Origin of the sequence: Hymenobacter sp. YIM 151500-1 (genome assembly GCF_025979885.1) — a bacterium.
In the GTDB taxonomy this organism is placed as follows: Bacteria; Bacteroidota; Bacteroidia; order Cytophagales; family Hymenobacteraceae; genus Hymenobacter.
On record NZ_CP110139.1, the window covers coordinates 4,598,992 to 4,616,983 of the forward strand.

Below are 17,992 nucleotides of genomic sequence, written 5' to 3' on the forward strand. Positions count from 1 at the left end.
GCTTTAAGAGAAGGGGGTGGGGTAAGCTACTCTTTCCGGAGGCGCAGCTGCACGGTGCGGCCCTGGCTGCGGAGGCGCACGAGGTAGGTGCCCGGCTGCAAGGTGCCCAGGTCCAGGGCGCCGTCGTGCACAGTGGTGGTAGCCACCGGGAAGCCAGCTGCATTGTGCACGGTGGCGGTGGTGCCGTTGGGCACGCCGGCCACGCGGAAGCGGCCGGGACCGGGGTTAGGGTAGGCCACAATGCTGGCCGCTGCGGGTGCTGGCTGGCTTAAGGCCAGCTGAGCGGCGCTGGCGGCCGAGAAGCTCATCCAGTTAAAGTTGAAACCGCCGCCCAGCACTGCCACGCGCAGCGTCTGGCTGCCGGCCGGCAGCGCAGCCGTGGCCGAAACAGTAGTCCAGCTCTGCCCGCCGCCCGTGGTAGGTACCGCCACGGTGCTGAGCACAGTAGCGCCCGATTGCAGCTGGAGCTGGGCCCCCGCCGCAAAGCCGGCCACCCGAAACTGCACGGTGTAGGTGCCGGCCGCGGCCACGTTCACACTGTAGTCCAGCCAGTCGCCGGCGTCGAGGTAGCCCACATTCTCGCCCCCGCCCGCGTCGGCGGTGGTTTCAGTGGCCACGCCGCGCATGGCGTCGTACCGCTCGGCTTCAATCTGGCCCGGAATGCTCTTGTTGAAGGGGTCGTTGATGACGTAGAACGTGCGGCTAAAGGAAGTCGTAGCGGCCCCCTGGTTGTCGAAGGCCCTAGCAAACACCTGGTAGGTGCCCGGCGCCACGTTCAGCCAGTCGTACTCGTAGGGGCTGTTGGTGTCGGCGCCCAGGATGCGGTAGTTCGTGGGGTCGCCCACGCAAAACTCCACCCGCGCCACGCTGCCGTCGGGGTCGGTGGCGGTGGCCGCCAGCCGAATGCGCTGCCCCGAGTACGTGGAGTTGGCCGCTGGCGCGGTCAGCTGAACGGTGGGCGGGGTGTTAGCGTCGCCGTAAAACTCCCGCTCCAGCGAGGTTGTCGTGGCCCCGTTGTCGTCGGTGGCCACGGCCTTGGCCACGTGCCGGCCGGGCGAAAAGCTGGTCCAGGTAGCCTCGTAGGGGCTGGTGTCGTCGGTGCCCACCAGCACGTTGTCCACGTAAAAATCCACCTTGCTCACGGCGCCGTCGGGGTCAGCGGCGTTGGCTGCGAGGCGCACCGGGCCGCTGTAGGTGGAGTTGGCCGCGGGCTGGGTGAGCTGCACGGTGGGCGGCGTGTTGCTGCCGCTCACCTCCAGCTCGTAGATGGAGTAGCCGTAGCCGGTGCCCCGCGCCGTGCCACGAATACGCACGTACTGCGCGCTGCCCGCCAGTCCCGAAATCAGGTTGATGCGGGCCGTGTTGCCCGTGACGGTCCGGACGGTAGTCCAGGTCTGGGCGTCGTTGGAGAACTGCACCTGGTAATCCTTGCCGTAGGCAGCTTCCCAGTTGATGCGCACCTTGGTAATAGGAGTGGGGGCGCCCAGGTCCACGTACAGCCACTGCGGGTCGGAGAAGGCACTCGACCAGCGGCTGGCGTAATTGCCGTCCACGGCGTTGCGGCCGGGGGTGCCCGCGTTTTCAACGGACGACACTTCTACCGGCTTGCCGGCGGCCAGGTTGGGGCCGATGGGGGCCGTCTGGCCCTGGGCAGCCAGGGCAACGCCGCAGGCCACCAGGAAAAATAGTGGTGTTTTCATAGCAGTGGAAAAGAGCAAAGATGAGGAGCAGCCGAGCCGCCAAGGACAGAGCTTTCGTGGGCTACTGCGTGGCGCTCCAAACCTGGCGAGTAGGCCGGTATAGTCCAAATAATCGGGTACGGTATAACTACGGTGGCGAAAAACTAGCCAAAAGAAATTGTGTACAACTATCTGATAATCAGAAATAAGTATGGCTTCTTGTCAGTCGGTGCCATCTTCCGTGCCTACGGTACGGGCACCCAACTCGGCGGCTGCTCACGCCCAGGCAAAGCGGGGGTGGTCGACCTTATAGGAAACAACAAAGAGGCAGCTGCAACACCCAGCGTCTGGGGTGCAACTGCCTCTTGTTTACGGGGCCGCATCCGTGCGGCAGCGTGTGCTTACTGCGGCTGGTTGAAGAGGTAGCGGGCAATTTTCCACTGCCGGTTTTCCTTGACGAACACCCATAGCTCCCGGTAGGAGTTGGTGGCGGTTTGCCCGTTGGCCTTAACTAGCACCGTGCCGCTGGAAGTGGAGGTGGCAAAGGCGTAGCGGGAGTTGACAACCACAATTTCGGCCGGGGTGAATTGCAGGTTCAGGGTAACTGCCCCGAACAGCCCGTCAAACGCGGCCCGAATCTGCGTTGGGCCGGTGGCCGTGGGCGAGCCGGGCGCCGCAAACACCCCATCCTGGGCAAAGAGCGACGTTATCTTGGCGGCGTCCGAAGCATTCAGGGCCGCGCCGTAGGTGTTTAGCAGCTGCTGAATAGCTTTCCGCTCGGCGGCGTGTCCGCTGTAGCCACCGGGGCCACGGTGGTCGGCCGATTCGGTTTGGTCGGCGCTGCGGGGAGCCGCCGGATCAGTGGTTTTCTCTTCGCAGCCGGCGGCAACCAGGAGCAGGGCGAGGGGAAGAAGTAGCTTTTTCATAGGAAAGAAAAAAGGAGTGAGGGAAAGACAAAGCACCCCACTGGGGAGCCTGACAAAGGTGCCCTCACCGCCTGTCCCCGTGCCTTAACCTATGTTAAGAACGACCAGCCACTACCCGGATAGCAGTAAAAAAAGCCTTCCGCGAGTGGAAGGCTTTTTAGGAAGTTGCTAGCCTGTCCGGCTTCAGCTAGCGTCCACCTGTCGAAGCAGGACGGGCTAGCGGCTTACAGCTCCCTCACTTTAGTAAAGTGACCAAACGGGCTGCTACCCGCGCCGGCTCAGCCGCCGCACCCGGCTCAGCGACTCCGGCTTGATGCCCAGATAGGAGGCAATCAGGTGCTGCGGGACCCGCTGCACCAGCGTGGGGTACTTGCGCAGGAAGTTGTCGTATTTCTGGGCGGCTGACTCGCGAAGCGCCGCGTTGACGCGCTCCTGCAAGGCAATGTAGCGGCTCTGAATCAGCAGGCGCATAAACCGCTCGAACACGGGCGCGGCGGCGTACACCTTTTCCATATCGGAGGCCGTGATGACCCACAACTCGGTGTCCTCCAGCGCATCAATGGTGAGCGTGCTGGGCCGGCCCGTCAAGAAGCTGTAGGGGTCGGAAATCCACCAGTCCTCCGGGGCAAACTGCATGGTGTGCTCTTCGCCCTTATCGTCGATGGAATAGCTGCGCAGGCACCCGCGCACCACAAACCCGAAGCGGGTGCACTCGTCGCCTTCCAGCAGGAAAAACTGCCGCTTGGGCACCGCCAGGGGCTTGACGAACTGGCGGAAGCAGGCAAAGTCGGCTTCGCTCAGCCTCACGCGGGCCGCAATGTTGGCCCGGAGCGACTCGTCGGACAAAAGGTGCATGGGTATGAGCTACGGGGAAGCGGCCACAAACGGCCGACCCAAAATAACCGCTTTGCAAGCAAACGGCCGGCTCCCCTTTGTCAGCTGCCCAAGCTACCTGCCTGTGCAGCGTGGCGGTAGTGGCAGAAATGCTGGCAGACTAGCGCCGGCGCTAGTCTGCCAGTTCTTCGACTGCTCACTGCTTCTGTACTTTCAGCGTGCGAAGTGGGGAGCCGGCCTGCTCTACGTGCAGCATGTACAAGCCCGCCGCCAGGTTGGGCAAGTCCAGCTTGCCGGCTTCGTTTTCGCGGGGCGTCAGCACTTGGTCGTGCACCAGCTGGCCTTGCAGGTTATACAGCTTCACGGTGGCGGGGCGCTGGTTCCGGCCGGGGAGCAGCACGCTCAGCTCGCGGCCAAACGGGCTGGGATACGCCACGAGCCGGGCGGCCGGGTCAGCGGCGCCGGGGGCAGTGGCCGTAACGGTGGACAGCACCTCCTGCACGGCCTTATCCGCCTGAAGCAGGCCGTAGCCGGTGGTGTAGTCAAAGCCTTGATCAAACACGCCGTCGGTAAACAAATCGTCCATGTCCAGGGCCGTGCGGGTCATGGCCGACTTCACCAGGTCCGGAGGCAGGGGCTTCTTGTAGGCTTCTATCATCAGGGCCGCGACGCCCGCCGCGTGCGGGGCCGCCGCCGACGTGCCGAAGAAGTTCGGGAATCCGTCACCCTCCAGGTCGAAGCCAAAGAAGCTGGTGTTGGCGCCGTCGGGGGCCGTTATTTCGGGCTTCTGACGGTAAACCGGACTGCTAAGCCGGTTGCCGTTCTTGTCGAAGAGAATCGGGGTCTTGGAGTAGGAAGTCTGATAGAAAAGAAACTGATGGTAGGCCGTATCAACCCCGAGAAACGGCGGCGTGAACTCGTACCACGCCGCTCCCACTGAAATGGCTCCGGGTGCCAGCACGTGCCCAAAAGCCGTGGAGGCGCCGATGCCCGGAATGGGCGAGGCCGCCGGGTTGACAAAATCAGCATCGCCAAACTGGATGTACTTCATCAGGCGGGGGGCGGGTCCGGCGGCTTGGGTGATGACCACGTAAAACACGTCGTTTTGCATGGTAGTGTCCGTCTTTTCGTAGAAGAGGCCTTCGATTGGGTCGCCGATGGCCAGGTTGTCGAGGGTGCTGGCCGCCACCACCTGCAAGGCATCATCCAGCAGATAGATATCCAGGTCGGTGCGGGCCTGTTTGGCGGTGTCGCCCGTGACGGAGAAGAATGGGTCGTCCCACTGGAACAGACCGATAAAGACGCCTTCCCTCCCAATCCTGACGGGCTGGTAGTAGCGCGGGGGCTGGCCCGGCGCGCTGAAATTGTGAGCCGTGCCGGTGCCGGGACCGAAGGGCTCGAAGGTTGACGGCTGGAAAGAATGCTCGTAGGCAGCATCCCCGTAGTTGCCGACGGCGGTGAAGAAGCTCACGCCCCGGCGCTTTACCTCGTCAATGGCCTGGGTGCTCACCCCGTCGGAGAAGAAGGGCTCGTCGGGGAAGCCCAGGTCATCGACGATAACCTGGCAGCCGGCGTCGGCGAGCTTCAGAACGGCCTGGGCGAAGGTGGCTTCCCCGCCCCCGAAGCCGGTATGAAACGCCAGCTCGGCATCGGGGGCTACGTCGTGGATGATTTCGAGCATGGCCCGGCCCTCGTCGCTGCCGCTGGAGTCCTGGGCGGCCAGCTCTTGCAGCACCTGCACCGGCGTGGTGCGGCCAGTGGGGTTGCCGGGGCCAGGCAAGTCGGCGGAGGCAATGCCCGCCGCGGCCCCGTTCAGCCGGTCGTAGCTGTCGGAGATGACGCCCACCTTCACGCCCCGCCCGGTTACGCCCGCCACCTGCCGGGCCAGGTCCGAGCGTTGGGCCTTGTCGCCCTGGCTGGTGGCAGCGCCTGCTTTCAGGCGGGGCTTGTAGGCGGCCCGCACGAAGCGCACCTTGGGGTTGGCGCCCAGCTTGTCCAGGTTGCGAATCGGCACCGCACCCGAAATCAGCTGTTTGGCTACCGCGGCGTTGGTCAGCCCTACTGTCGTCTTCAGCTCATTGGCCAAGGCCTGGGCATTGCCCGCAGCCACTATATTGACGACTACCAGGCCGTTGCGCACTTGCAGGAAGGAGTTGGCGGACTTACTGGCTCCGGGGGCGGGGCGGCGGTTGGCGGCCGCCGCCGCTGTCGGCTCACGCAGGGCCAGCAGCTCCTGGCTGAGCTTGCCGGGAGCTTTCGGCCGGAAGCCGGCGGGAACGGTGGCTTTGCGCAGGCCCGGATTAGGCGGCAGAGGGGCATCGGCTACCTGGGCACGTACCGGGCTGCCGAAGCAGGCCAGCACCAGCAGAACGCTCCAGGCAGTCCGCAGGCCCGTAGCGAAGAGGGGAAGAGTCTGATTCATACGAACTAGGAATAGAAGTTGAATGGGATGGAGTAAGTGGCAAGACTACCTCAGTGGCGCTGCTAACCCGTTGCGCATACCTAGGATGAACTGCGCGCAGGTGCTGGCAGCAGGGAACCGAGCATCTTGCCGGAACAGAGGAAGCGCCAAAGCATTTGGTTGGTGGCCCGCTCAGATTTTTTTGCGGCCTGCCTCAGGCCGTATAAAGACCGGCTCCGCGAACAGGCCCTAAAGCCCCCAGGCACGCCTGCGCCGGCTTTTCAGTGGGTGGTGGAATGATTACTTAACCTAGGTTAAGGCGGGGGCGCACAGGACTGGGCCACCTTTGGGCTGCTTCCTAACCAAGGAGCTTTGGTTTACCGCTCCACCTTTTTTCTCACCTCTACGACTATGAAAAAGCTTGCCCTTCCCCTAGCCCTGCTCCTGGGTGCCTTCGGCTGCGAAGAAAAGTCCGCCGAAACAGTAGCCCCTACCGCCCAAACTCAAGCTGCCGACCATCGTGTGCACGGCGGCGGACATGGCCACGGACACGGCCACGCGGTGCAGCGCAACCTGGCCACCTTCGATGAACTGGATTTTGAGGTGTTCAGCAACCAGCAGTGGGACCGATTAGGCGAAAGCCACGCCCAGAATATCGTGGTGCACTGGCCCGACGGCCACACCACCACCGGCATCCAGCGTCACATCGAAGACCTGAGGGCTTTGTTCGTTTTCGCGCCCGACACCAAAATCAAGGAGCATCCTATCAAGTTCGGCTCCGGTGAGTACACCGCCGTAACGGGCTTCATGACCGGTACCTTCACCCGGCCCATGCCCAATGGCGACGGTACCTTCACTCCGCCCACCGGCAAGTCCTTCCGCCTGCCCATGTGCACGATTGGCCGCTGGGAAAAAGGAGTGATGGTGGAGGAGTTTTTGTACTGGGACAACCAGACGTACTACAAGCAGCTCGGCCTGCGCTAGAAAATGTACACCAGGTATACCAGCCTGGGTTGATGTAAATCTCCTGCGCAGCCTCGCCGCTTTGCCACGCGCATCATGCGCCGTGGTGCGGCGAGGCTGCGCAGGAGATTTGAATTTTACAAAACGTAGGCAGCTGTTTCTAGTTAGTATGGGGTAACCCAACGCCGAAAGACGCGGCGGCTCAAACGGCATTCTGGCGGCTTCCCCGATTATTATGAAACACACCTCACTAACTGAATTCTATCAGGAACTAACAGCCTGTACCGGAACCGAGGTACAGGCGCTGTTGCCGCAGGGCATTCAGCAAGACGTCGGGCACTTTAATGTGTTTAACCTGACCGACCTCTGGCAGCCAATGCGGGAAAAGCCCGTGGAGCCGTATGCCTGCCGGGCCTACTATAAAATAAGCCTGCTGCACGGGCGCAGCCGCGCCGAATACCCGCATAAGGTGCTCGACATCGAGCAGAACACCCTGCTGTTTTCTACGCCCAAGGTGCCCTACTATTGGCTGCCCCAAGACCCAGGGCAGGCAGGCTGTTTCTGCGTGTTTACGGCTGATTTTCTACAGCCTACGAAAAGCGGCGTGGTGCTCGACGAGTTGCCGCTCTTCAAAACCGAAGTCCCGCCAGCCTTTCCGCTGTCGGTAGAAGAGTGCACTGCCGTGGCGGCTATCTTCCATAAAATGCAGGAGGAAATAGCGTCCGACTACGCCTACAAGTATGATCTGCTGCGCAACTACGTGCTGGAACTGCTGCATTTTGGGCAGAAGCGGCAGCCAGCTACGGCCCTGCACCCGGCCCACAGCGCGGCGGCCCGGCTAACGTCGCTGTTTATTGAGCTGTTGGAGCGGCAGTTTCCGCTGGAAAGCCCCCAGCAGCGCCTGTGTCTGCGCACGGCCACCGACTACGCCGACCAGCTGGCCGTGCACGTCAACCACCTGAACAAGGTGCTCAAAGAAACCACCGGCCGCACCACCACCGACCTGATTGCCAGCCGCATTGTGCAGGAGGCGCAGGTGCTGCTCAAGCAAACCCACTGGACCATTCTGGAAATAGCAGACAGCCTCGGGTTTGCGGACGTGGCCCATTTTTCCAATTTCTTCAAGCGCCAGACAGCCGTAACGCCCGGCGTTTTCAGAAGCTAGCAGAACAAAGTGATTTGAATTCTACAAAAAATGGATTGGCGGGCACAAAAGCCCGGCTGGTTGCTGAGCTGACCTTTGCTGCGTTACCATCACACAACAATCAACCGTCAATCAGATGACAACCACCAAAATAGCCTTGGTTACCGGCGGCAGCCGCGGCCTGGGCCGCAACATGGCCCTGAGCCTGGCCCAGAAAGGCATCGACGTTCTGCTGACCTACCACAGCCAGGAGGCTGCCGCCGCCGCTACCGTGGCCGAAATAGAGGCCTTCGGGCGAAAGGCCGCCGCCCTGCCCCTGGACGCCGCCGCAATAAGCAACTTCGACGCATTCTACGCGCAGGTAGCTACCACCTTGCAGACTACGTTCGGCGCCACGGGCTTAGATTTTCTGATCAACAATGCCGGCACAAGCCTCGGTGCGCCCATTGCCGATATCACCGAGGCGCAGTTTGATGAGATGCTGAACATCCATTTCAAAGGCGTTTACTTTCTGACCCAAAAAGCTTTGCCCTTGCTGCACGACGGGGGGCGCGTTATCACTATTTCGTCGGCCACTACGCGGCACTCTTACCCCGGCTACTCGGCCTACGCCAGCATGAAGGGCGCCATTGAAGTTTTCACCCGCTACCTAGCCCTGGAACTGGGCGAGCGTGGCATTGCTGCCAACGTGGTAGCGCCCGGCGCCATCTTCGGCGGGGGCGCTATGCTGGACACTCCGGAGATGCGCGCCTACATAGCCCAGGCAACCGCCCTGCGCCGCGTTGGCGTGCCCGACGACGTGGGCGGCGTGGTTGCGTTTTTGTGCACCGAGGAAGCCCAGTGGATCAATGGCCAGCGGATTGAGCTAACCGGCGGCATGAGCCTGTAGCACGCGCGGCCCTAGCTTGATGCCGATGGTAGGGGAGGGCACCGCATTCCTAGTAGGCAAAAACACCGAGCGGCTTTCTCTGTCCGCAGTGATTTGTTAACCTACGTCAATGCCGAAAGCCAAGCTAAGCAGGTAGGTTTAGGGTAAGTTAGTTTTTGAACCCCTACTGCTGCCTATGGCCACCATGCAAGCCGTTGTCCTGGACCAGCCGGGTCCGCCCGAAGTGTTGCAGTACCGCCAGGTGCCCCGCCCGGAGCCTACCCCGGAGCAGGTCCTAATTCGGGTGCGCGCGTTTGGGCTGAACCGTTCCGAGCTGTTCACCCGCCAGGGCCATTCGCCCGGCGTTGCCTTCCCGCGCATTTTGGGCATTGAAGCCGTGGGCACCGTGGAGACGGCGCCGGGTGGGCAGTTTCAGCCGGGCCAAACGGTAGTCACGGTCATGGGCGGCATGGGCCGTGCCTTCGATGGCAGCTACGCCGAGTACACCTGCGTGCCGGCGGCGCAGGTGGTGCCGCTCACTACCACCCTCGACTGGGCCCAGCTGGGCGCCTTGCCGGAGCTGCTGCAAACGGCCTGGGGCTGCCTAACGAGTGCCTTGGAGGTGCAAGCGGGCCACACACTGCTCATCCGGGGCGGCACCACATCGGTGGGGCTGATGGCGGCCCAACTGGCCAAGCACTTGGGGCTCACTGTGCTGGCTACCACACGCAACCCCGCCAAAGCCGCCCGACTCCGCCAAGCCGGGGCCGACCATGTTGTTCTGGACACAGGCACCCTAGCGCCGGAAGTGCGTCGCCTCTGCCCCCAGGGCGTCGACCGGGTACTAGAGTTAGTAGGCACCACCTTGCTCGACTCCCTGCAAACCGCCGCCCGGCGGGGCATTGTGTGCATGGCTGGCATGGTGGGCAACGCCTGGACCCTGCCGGAGTTTGAGCCCATGGTGGCAATTCCCTCCACGGTCCGGCTCACCTCGTACTCCGGCACGGCCGACGACTTGCTGGCTACCCCGCTGGCGTGGTTTGCCGAGGAAGTGGCGGCCGGCCGGCAGTCGGCCCTGCTCCACCGCACGTTCGGCTTTGATGAACTGGTGGCAGCCCACCGCTACATGGAAGCCAACGAGGCTACGGGCAAACTAGTCGTGGTAATGCAATAGGGGCGCCCTAGCTGGCGTCTCGTCGTCTGCCCACCGCTAGAGTTGCAGAATAAACTCGGTCAGGTTGGTGCTGGTGCTCAGGCCCATCTTCTTGCGCACCCGGTAGCGCAGGTCTTCGATGCCGCGCACGGAAAGGCCCAGCAGCGAGGCTATTTCCTTGGTGTTGAGGTTCATGCGCAGGTAGGCGCAGAGCTTCAGGTCCCGGCTGGTGAGCTGGGGGTAGGTTTCCTTGAGCCGCTGCATAAAGTTTTCGTGCAGCTGGTTGAACAGCTCCTCGAAGTGCTGCCAGTGCTGGTCGGGGGTTACTTCGCGCTCAATCTGGCGCACCAGGCGCAGGATTTTGCGGCGCTGCTGCGTGGGGTCGGGGTCGTCGAGGGCTTCTTTAAGCTGATTTTTGATGGTCAGCAGGGCTTCGTTTTGCTGGACGATGCTCATCACGGAGGTAGCCAGCTCCGAGGTTTTGTGCAGCATGTCGGTTTCCAGCTGGGTCCGGCTTATTTCTACCAGGGCTTTTTCGTGGCGCAGGCGCTCCTCGCGCAGCTCGGCCTCCTTGGTGCGCAGCTCCTGCTGCTTTTCCAGGTGCAGCTTGTGGCGGAGGCGGTTGGTGCGCAGCCGGTAGAAAGCCACCGCGCCGCCCCCCACCAGCGCCACCGCCAGCACCCGAAACCACAGCGTCTGCCACCACGGGGGCGCCACCAGCACCGTCAGCGCCGTGCCTTGCTCGTTCCACACGCCATCGTTGTTGGCGGCCTTCACCCGGAAGGTGTACTGGCCGGGGTCGAGGTTGGTGTAGGTGGCTTCGCGCCGGGGGCCGGCGTAGCGCCACGCATCATCGAAGCCCTCCAGCCGGTAGGCGTACTGGTTTTTGTGGGGGTCGATAAAGTTGAGCGCCGCAAACTCCAGGGTCAGCACGGCATCTTTGTAGGACAGCCGCAGGGTATCGACCTCGCTGATGTGCTGGCGCAACGGGCCGGTAGGGCTGGGGTGCACGGGCTCATTGAAAAGGTGCAGGCCCGTCAGCACCACGGGCGGCACGGCGGGGTTGCTGGCCAGGGCCGCCGGGGCCACCACGTTGAACCCGTTGATGCCCCCGAAGTACAGGTCGCCGTTGTGGGCCGCCAGCACCGAGTTGATGGCAAACTCGTTGCTCTGCAAGCCGTCCTGCCGGTCGAAGTTCCTGAACGTGCGGCGGTCCACGTCGAACCGCGCAATGCCCCGGCTGGTGCTCACCCACAGGTAGCCGGCCTGGTCCTCCACCAGGCCGTTGATGACGTTGCTGGGCAGACCGTCCCGGATGGTAAACCGGCGAAACGTGCGGCCGTCGGGCGCCATCAGGTTCAGGCCCCCATCGGCCGTGCCCACCCAAAACCGCCCGCGGCGGTCCTTCAGCAGGGCCTGAATCCGGTTGCTGCTGAGCGAGTGGGGGTTACGCGGGTCGTGCTGCACCGCGCTGAACGTGCCGCTGCGCGGATGATACAGGTTGAGGCCCTGGTTTTCGGTGCCCAGCCACAGGCGGCCGGCGGCATCTTCGCGCATGGTCACCACGTTGTAGTCGCCCAGGGAGCCGGGGCCGCTGAAGGGCTTCAGGCGCCGAAACGTGCCGGTGGCGCGGTTCAGCAGGCACACGCCGGCGCCCAGCGTGCTCACCCACAGCTGCCCGCGCCGGTCTTCGTACACGTGCCACACCAGGTTGGTGGTCAGGCTGTTAGGCTGGTTGGGGTCAGAAACGTAGCGTACAAAGCGGCTGCGGGCCCGGTCGTAGCGGTTCAGGCCGCCCAGGTAGGTGCCAATCCACAGGGTGCCCTGCCGGTCTTCGTAGATGGTTTTCACCGCGTCGGCCGACAGGCTGTGCGGGTCGGCGGGGTTGTGGCGGAAGTGGCGAAACGTTTTTCGGCGCGGGTCGAACAGGTTTAGCCCGCCGCCGTCGGTGCCAATCCAGATGCTGCCGCGCCTGTCCTCGTGCAGGGCCAGCACCAGGCGGTGGCTTAGGCTGTTGGGCGTTTGGGGCTGGTGGGTGTAGTGGGCAAACCGGGCCTGGTACGGGCTGTAGAAATTGACGCCGCCCCCGAATGTGCCCACCCACAGCGTGCCGGCCCGGTCTTCATAGAGGCAATACACGGCGTTGCTGCTCAGGCCGTGGGTGGTTTCCTCACCTACCTGCACGTGCTCGAAATCGTCGGTGGCGGGGCGGTACACGTTGAGGCCGCCGCCGTCGGTGCCCACCCACAGCCTGCCCCGGCGCGTTTGCAGCACGGCCCGCACCTGCTGGTGGCTGAGGGAGTGCGCCTGCGCGGGCTGGGGCTGGTACCGCCGCACCGTGGAGCCCTGCACCCGCAGCAGCCCGTAGTCGAGGGTGCCCACCCAGTAGCGCCGCTGCTGGTCCTGCACCAGGGTGCGGGCCGTGGCCAGGCCGGGCGGCGGGCCGGGCAGCGGCACCTGCTCGAAACGCCCGGTGCGGAAGTTATACCGGTTCAGGGCGTCGGCGCCGGTCAGCACCAGCACTTCCCGCCGGTCGTTTTCGATGATGGCGCGCACCTGGTTGCTGTTGATGCTGCCGGGGTCCTGGGGCTGGTGGTAGAAGGCCCGGAACGAGTTGGTGGCCCGGTCCAGCAGGTTGAGGCCGTAGTCGGTGCCCACCCACAGGTTGCCACGGCGGTCCTCGAACACGCACTCCACCCGGCTGGCGCTGAGCCGGTAGGGCGGCTTGCTGGCCGGGGTGTAGCGCACAAAGGCGTCCTGGGCCCGGTCGTAGCGGTTCAGGCCGCCCAGGTGAGTGCCCACCCACAAGGTGCCGCGCCGGTCTTCGTAGAGGCAGGTAATGGTGTTGTCGCTGAGGGCGCGCGGGTTTTGGGGGTTGGCCACGTAGGGCGTGATGCGGTAGCCGTCGTACTTGTTCAGCCCCTGAAACGTGCCAAACCACATAAACCCCCGGCTATCCTGGCAGATGCTGGTCACCGAGCTGTTGGTCAGGCCCTCATCCACGCTCAGATGCCCAAACGTGTAGTTCTGGGCACAAGCAGGAGAGGCCAGCAAAACCAGGGCAAGAAACAGCGCAGGTAGATTCATACTCGACAACCTAGGGGAACGGCCAGCCACAAGCTGCAAGATTCCGGAAAAACTACCTCGCCCACGTTGGGGCTAGGGCTAGTTCTCTCCTCAGATGAGGAGGGGCTAGAGGTGGTTGATGGGTGTGTAGGTTCTAGCTGTAGTTGCCTCACCCCAACCCCTACGCCACTTGATGCGCGGAATGGGAGAGGGGCTCTAGCTCTAGCTTGTAGCGGTAGCCTTGTTCGGCCGCTTGGTCAACCACCCTTAGTCCACACCGCTTGATGCGCGGAATTTTTCAAGGAGGGGAACTAGCTTTAGCCCTAGTACCCAACTTAGGCTAGCTCGGGTTAGCTCGCCATTGGGAAAGAAAGCTGTCGGGTTGCAGGCCGGATGAGCAAACTGGAGTGACGAAGCTCTTTCAGCTACCAAAACCATTCAACAAAAAAGGCGACTCAACCGAGCCGCCTTTTTTTTAACCAATTTACATAGTCACCCGCGCCGTTATTTGGCAAACCGGCGGGTTACCTTCCGCCCGTCCTTGGTCACGATGAGCATCGTGTACAGGCCGGGCTTCAGCGCTGCTACATTCACGGGCCCCGCGGTCAGGGTGCCGCGGGCTACGGTGAGGCCGTATTCGTTCAGGATGCTGTACGAGCTGCTGGCCAAGGCCTTGGTGGTGCGCAGGTACAGCTTTTCGCCTACGGGGTTGGGGTATAGCTCTACGGCTGGCTCACTGCTCAGGGCTGTGGTAGCCGCCTGCGTGGCCGCTGCTACGCGGGCCCCGCTGGCCTGGCTGATGCGAATCCAGTTGATGTTCCAGCCGCCCACCTGGGCGTACACGCCGAAGTTGTAGGTGCCGGCGTTGATAGTCACCGTGCGCGAAACCGTCGTCCAGGTCTGCCAGCCGCCGGTGCCCGGCACGGTGGTGTTGCCCAGCAGAATAGAGCCCCCGTTCAGGTCCGACGACACGGTGCCGCCGCCCGTGCCGCTGGCCACGCGGTACTCAATGGTGTACTGGCCCGTGGTGGGGAAGGTGATGTTGTTGAACACCAGGTAGTCCCCGTTATCCACGTAGCCCATGTTCTGGCCGCCGCCCGCGTCGCTGCACGCCTCTGCCACCATGCCGTTGTTGAGGCTGTGGACCTCGGCTTGCAGCAGCACGCTAAACCCAGCCTTGGCGCGCACCCGCACCGACGAGGCTTTGTCGTTCCAGTTGCCGGTGCCCAGGGCATTGCCCACCAGGCAGCTGTTGTCGGCCCCGACGGTCAGGCTGGCCCCACCGAAGTTATCATTCTCAAACAGCACCACTTCGTAGCCACTGCTCACGCGCAGCGACGACACGTCGTCGTTCAAGATGCCGCGGCTTTGCAGCTGGCCCAAGGTGTAGTCGCCCACGGGCAGGGCCGTGGCCGCTCCGTCGTAGTTGCAGTTCTTGAAAAAAGTAGCCACGCCGCTGCTGGGCTGGGTGATGCCGGCGTAGCCCCCGAACGTGGCTACCACCCGCGTGGGCTTGGGCGTGTGCAGCGAGGCCGACTGGTCGGCCACGTCGTCGTAGGCAAAGCCGTAGGAGAGCTGGTCGACGCTGATGCCGGGCAGGTGCCAGAACCGGGCGTAGTAGTTGGCCGGGCCGGCTTGGTAGAAGCGCGACACGTCGTACCAGTTTTGCAGGCCGGGGTTGGGCGTGGTGGTGTTTACCATGTGGCGGTTGATGGCGGCCGTCAGCTGGGCCTGCACCACCAGGTCGGCGTCGCCGTCGCCCAAACGCCGGTCGAGTACGCCTTTGCCTTCAAATGCTTCTTGCGTGGTGGGGCGCCGCTCTATAATGCCCGTGCGGCCAGCATAGGCACCCGACTGGCCCACCAGTGTGAGCCGCTCGCCGCTGATGCGCCCCTTGAACACGCCCGCGTCGCCGGCGTTGAAAATCAGGTCCTCGTTCTGGTACTTCGCCCAGATGGCATCAATGTACGACTTGAAGTAGTTGCCGTAGGGGCCGGGCGTGGTGCCGTTGGTGCCATCGAAAAACGCGGGCGTTTTGGCCGGGAAGGTGATTTTGCCGGCGGCCTCGTCAACGGTTCCCCGAAACTCGGCCGGTACGTTGGCTTTGTAGAGCGACACAATTTCGGCGGCCGTTTTCAGCTCGCCCACCCGCTTCTGGTAGCCCTGCCCGAACAGCTCCAGGCCCATGGGGTAGTGAAAAGCATCTACGCGGGTGGGGTTGCCGAAGAAGCCATACTGGTTGTTGGTCAGCTCAATCAGCTCGTAAAGAATGCCGCGGTTGGGGTCGGTGGGGCTCTGGGCGTTGGGCGAGGTGTAGCCCGACGGCGCCCCCGTGGCCCCGAAGAAGTAGAAGTACAGCTGCTGGCCTTTGGCAATAAACACCCGGCAGCCGGCGATGTAGGGCAGCGTAAACGTCTTGTTCGGAATGTCGCTCAGCCGGGTAAAGCAGTCGGCGTAGCGCGAGTTCTGGCCGGGGCCGGTGTTGCCGTCGTAGGTAGGGCCGAGCACGGTATTATAGCTGCGGTCCATGGGCAGCACTGCGCTGGTGCGGGCATTAATCCACACGTGCCGGCCCGCGGGGTCGATGCCCACGATGGCTACGTACAGGTCGGAGTCAGGAAAGGGAGAGTTATTAGCAATGGTGAACGGGATGCTGCCCTGCGCCCGGCCGTAGCCCGGCAGGAGCAAGCTCAGCAGCGCAGTCAGAAGAAAAAGAAGCGTACGTTTTTTCATACAATGAACGGATTGGAGGTGGGAAATGGAAAGGAAAGCAAATGCCAGTGCGCAGGTCAGAACCGGAAATAATACCAACCGGCGGGTACTCGCCTCAAGGCCCGGCACCGCGCCACGGCGCGTAGTAGGTGCGGGGCTAAAACAGAAGCTGAAGACGACGAAAACACGTCGGCTGACCTGAGACAGATGAGGCAATGTAGCGGGCTTTTCCGGAAAAAACCGCGGCCTCAGCGTGGCGCAATAGGGCCACAATTGGGTTCTTACCGCTTAGTGCACACGCAGCAGAAAGCCGGCAGGCCACGTAACATTGCCGCTCTGGCGTGTGCGCGCACCCTCTCGCATGGTTGTGATACGGATAAAAAACAATCAACTTCTTTATAAAAACAACGCCCTCAGAAGTAACTTAGAAGCTACCTTGATAGTCGGCCGCCCGGAAGCAAAGTGCGGATAGTGCAAAACACTATGTGGCGCTCGGTGGTAAAACCCGGCCGGCGGTACTAGGACAGAATACCAGGGCCCGACCAGGTACAGGCTGCGGAGTGGGCTACATTTTTTCGGAGGTCCGTACTCGGCCCGTAGGTGGTTCTGTGGGCGCGCGGGCGCAAAAGACTAGGTTCCTGGTAACAACCTTCTGACCTTATGGCTGCTCTCATGCGCACGGCGACGCGCAGTTGCCCCGGCAGACTGTTGCGCGCTTCCACCACATGCGGGAATCTATCCTGCCCTGAACCCCATTGTTTCAGAGCCAAGCACCACGCACATGGAGCAAGAAGTAATTCAGCTGCATCGGTTTGAAGACCGGTTTGCGCACGAGGAGCCGTTCAACATCCGGCAGATACGGGCCAGCGCCCAGCAAATCGACCAGGGGCACCCGCTGCCGCCGCACCGCCACGACTTCTACGAAATCTGCCTGTTCGGCAAAGCCCGCGGCGTACACCACATCGATTGGCAGCCCTACCCGATTCAGGATAGGGCGGTATTCGTGCTGTCGCCCGAGGCCGTGCACCTCGTTGACTTGCAGGGAGAAGTGGACGGCTACATTATCTGCCTGCACAAGGGTTTCGTCTTGGCCAGTCCCGATGCCAGCCTGCCCACCGCGCTGGCTTTCTTCGAGCAGTACAGCCCCTTTTTCACCGTAGCCGGCCCCGACTTTGCCGGCCTCCAGCTTACCGCCGAGCAGTTGCTGCGCGAGGCAGCCTCGCCGGCCATCGGCCACGAGGTCATGTTCAGAGCGTATGTGCAGGTGCTGCTTATTCAGCTGCTGCGATGCCGGAAGCTGGCCCAGGAAGAGGTAGCGCCGGCCGGCAAAAACCAGGTGCACGAAAAGATGGTCCTGTTCAAGGCCCTGCTCGAAGAGCATTACAAAGAGCACTACTCGGTGCAGCAATACGCCGCGCGCCTAGCCCTGTCGACCAAGCAGCTCAACCGGTTGTGCAAGCAAAGCAGCGGCAAAACGGCCAGCGCGCTTATTCAGGAGCGGCTGAATGCCGAGTCCAAGCGGCTGCTGTACAACACGCTGCTCAGCATCAAGGAAATTTCCTTTGCCTTAGGCTTCCGGGAGCCCTCCCACTTCAGCCACTTCTTCTACAAGCAAAACGGGCTGTTTCCGCACTTCTTCCGCGAGATGATGCTCAACGCGAAAGAATAAGCCCGATTTTGCATCGGAACGTCCCTTTTTTACATCGTCGCGCCCGCCGAAAGGCTCTAAGTTTACCACGTCGAATGTGTTGTGCTGTCTGGGCAACCGAAAAACCATAGTAGCTGTCGTTGCCGGTGAAGTGAGCGTAGAGATGTTGCTGTTGAGTTTATGAGTGGTTGCTTGTTAAGTTTTATTTAAAAGTATTGATTCCTATTTAACAGGATATAAGCAATAGTATGTACGTTGATTGTTAAATAATATTTAATTAATTTTATATTGATTATCAATTCAAATTATTTTACGGACAAATTAATTAATATGTCGATAAAATAATTATCATTTAGTTGTACTTGTAAAGCATGCCTGAGTAACAGACGCTCGTGTTGTTTTTATTTGCACAGTAACGGGCGGCTGAATTTGTGCTGAATTAATTTCTTACTTATCGAACCGCACAGCCAGCCTGTGGCCGTGCCGGCTACCTCATGCCCGTGCTACTGAAAACAAACCACCCAAAATAATCTGCTTCTCCGTGCCTGCCGCCTGGCAGCTAGTTCGCTCTGACCTTTTCCGCATGAAAACAAACGCC

The 17,992-nt window shown here is 62.1% G+C and carries 11 protein-coding genes; 5 read left to right on the top strand and 6 right to left on the bottom strand.

What is annotated here, in order from left to right; all coding sequences use genetic code 11:
- Positions 1–26 precede the first annotated feature (26 nt).
- The 4 genes from OIS53_RS19115 to OIS53_RS19130 form a co-directional block, all read right to left on the bottom strand.
- Positions 27–1,700: an Ig-like domain-containing protein gene (locus OIS53_RS19115; RefSeq protein ID WP_264680179.1), complete on the bottom strand. Its 1,674-nt coding sequence runs from the start codon at positions 1,698–1,700 to the stop codon at positions 27–29.
- Between the two features lie 380 nt (positions 1,701–2,080).
- Positions 2,081–2,605 carry a YybH family protein gene (locus OIS53_RS19120; RefSeq protein WP_264680180.1) on the bottom strand — a complete coding sequence of 175 codons (525 nt, stop codon included), beginning with the start codon at positions 2,603–2,605 and terminating at the stop codon, positions 2,081–2,083.
- Between the two features lie 264 nt (positions 2,606–2,869).
- The gene (locus tag OIS53_RS19125; protein ID WP_264680181.1) at positions 2,870–3,460 is read right to left on the bottom strand and encodes a Crp/Fnr family transcriptional regulator; all 591 of its coding nucleotides are present in this window, start codon (positions 3,458–3,460) and stop codon (positions 2,870–2,872) included.
- Between the two features lie 175 nt (positions 3,461–3,635).
- Entirely contained in the window at positions 3,636–5,861 is a 2,226-nt protein-coding gene (locus OIS53_RS19130; protein ID WP_264680182.1) for a S8 family serine peptidase, read from the bottom strand.
- Between the two features lie 390 nt (positions 5,862–6,251).
- Between OIS53_RS19130 and OIS53_RS19135 the strand changes: the two genes are divergently transcribed.
- From OIS53_RS19135 to OIS53_RS19150, 4 genes are all read left to right on the top strand, one after another.
- On the top strand, positions 6,252–6,824 hold the full coding sequence (locus OIS53_RS19135; RefSeq protein ID WP_264680183.1) for an ester cyclase: 573 nt from the start codon (positions 6,252–6,254) through the stop codon (positions 6,822–6,824).
- A 214-nt stretch (positions 6,825–7,038) separates the two neighbouring features.
- A complete protein-coding gene (locus tag OIS53_RS19140) occupies positions 7,039–7,968 on the top strand; it encodes a helix-turn-helix domain-containing protein (RefSeq protein ID WP_264680184.1) in 930 nt (309 codons plus the stop codon).
- Positions 7,969–8,083: 115 nt separating this feature from the next.
- Entirely contained in the window at positions 8,084–8,836 is a 753-nt protein-coding gene (locus OIS53_RS19145; protein WP_264680185.1) for an SDR family NAD(P)-dependent oxidoreductase, read from the top strand.
- Between the two features lie 175 nt (positions 8,837–9,011).
- On the top strand, positions 9,012–9,989 hold the full coding sequence (locus OIS53_RS19150; RefSeq protein WP_264680186.1) for a zinc-binding alcohol dehydrogenase family protein: 978 nt from the start codon (positions 9,012–9,014) through the stop codon (positions 9,987–9,989).
- Positions 9,990–10,025: 36 nt separating this feature from the next.
- Here the strand turns inward: OIS53_RS19150 and OIS53_RS19155 are convergent, their stop codons facing one another.
- Both OIS53_RS19155 and OIS53_RS19160 read right to left on the bottom strand, forming a co-directional pair.
- The gene (locus OIS53_RS19155; RefSeq protein ID WP_264680187.1) at positions 10,026–13,055 is read right to left on the bottom strand and encodes a two-component regulator propeller domain-containing protein; all 3,030 of its coding nucleotides are present in this window, start codon (positions 13,053–13,055) and stop codon (positions 10,026–10,028) included.
- Positions 13,056–13,538: 483 nt separating this feature from the next.
- Positions 13,539–15,767 (bottom strand): beta-1,3-glucanase family protein, encoded by a 2,229-nt coding sequence (locus tag OIS53_RS19160; protein ID WP_264680188.1) that lies wholly within the window; start codon positions 15,765–15,767, stop codon positions 13,539–13,541.
- Positions 15,768–16,527: 760 nt separating this feature from the next.
- On the opposite strand from OIS53_RS19160, the gene OIS53_RS19165 reads away from it, so the two are divergent.
- Complete coding sequence (locus tag OIS53_RS19165) at positions 16,528–17,415, top strand: AraC family transcriptional regulator (RefSeq protein ID WP_264680189.1); 888 nt, start codon at positions 16,528–16,530, stop codon at positions 17,413–17,415.
- The last annotated feature ends 577 nt before the right edge of the window (positions 17,416–17,992 follow it).

Bases quoted from the DNA above. Each gene is read 5' to 3' on its own strand.
- OIS53_RS19115 (WP_264680179.1), bottom strand. From the start codon at position 1,700: ATGAAAACACCACTATTTTTCCTGGTGGCCTGCGGCGTTGCCCTGGCT.
- OIS53_RS19120 (WP_264680180.1), bottom strand. From the start codon at position 2,605: ATGAAAAAGCTACTTCTTCCCCTCGCCCTGCTCCTGGTTGCCGCCGGC.
- OIS53_RS19125 (WP_264680181.1), bottom strand. From the start codon at position 3,460: ATGCACCTTTTGTCCGACGAGTCGCTCCGGGCCAACATTGCGGCCCGC.
- OIS53_RS19130 (WP_264680182.1), bottom strand. From the start codon at position 5,861: ATGAATCAGACTCTTCCCCTCTTCGCTACGGGCCTGCGGACTGCCTGG.
- OIS53_RS19135 (WP_264680183.1), top strand. From the start codon at position 6,252: ATGAAAAAGCTTGCCCTTCCCCTAGCCCTGCTCCTGGGTGCCTTCGGC.
- OIS53_RS19140 (WP_264680184.1), top strand. From the start codon at position 7,039: ATGAAACACACCTCACTAACTGAATTCTATCAGGAACTAACAGCCTGT.
- OIS53_RS19145 (WP_264680185.1), top strand. From the start codon at position 8,084: ATGACAACCACCAAAATAGCCTTGGTTACCGGCGGCAGCCGCGGCCTG.
- OIS53_RS19150 (WP_264680186.1), top strand. From the start codon at position 9,012: ATGGCCACCATGCAAGCCGTTGTCCTGGACCAGCCGGGTCCGCCCGAA.
- OIS53_RS19155 (WP_264680187.1), bottom strand. From the start codon at position 13,055: ATGAATCTACCTGCGCTGTTTCTTGCCCTGGTTTTGCTGGCCTCTCCT.
- OIS53_RS19160 (WP_264680188.1), bottom strand. From the start codon at position 15,767: ATGAAAAAACGTACGCTTCTTTTTCTTCTGACTGCGCTGCTGAGCTTG.
- OIS53_RS19165 (WP_264680189.1), top strand. From the start codon at position 16,528: ATGGAGCAAGAAGTAATTCAGCTGCATCGGTTTGAAGACCGGTTTGCG.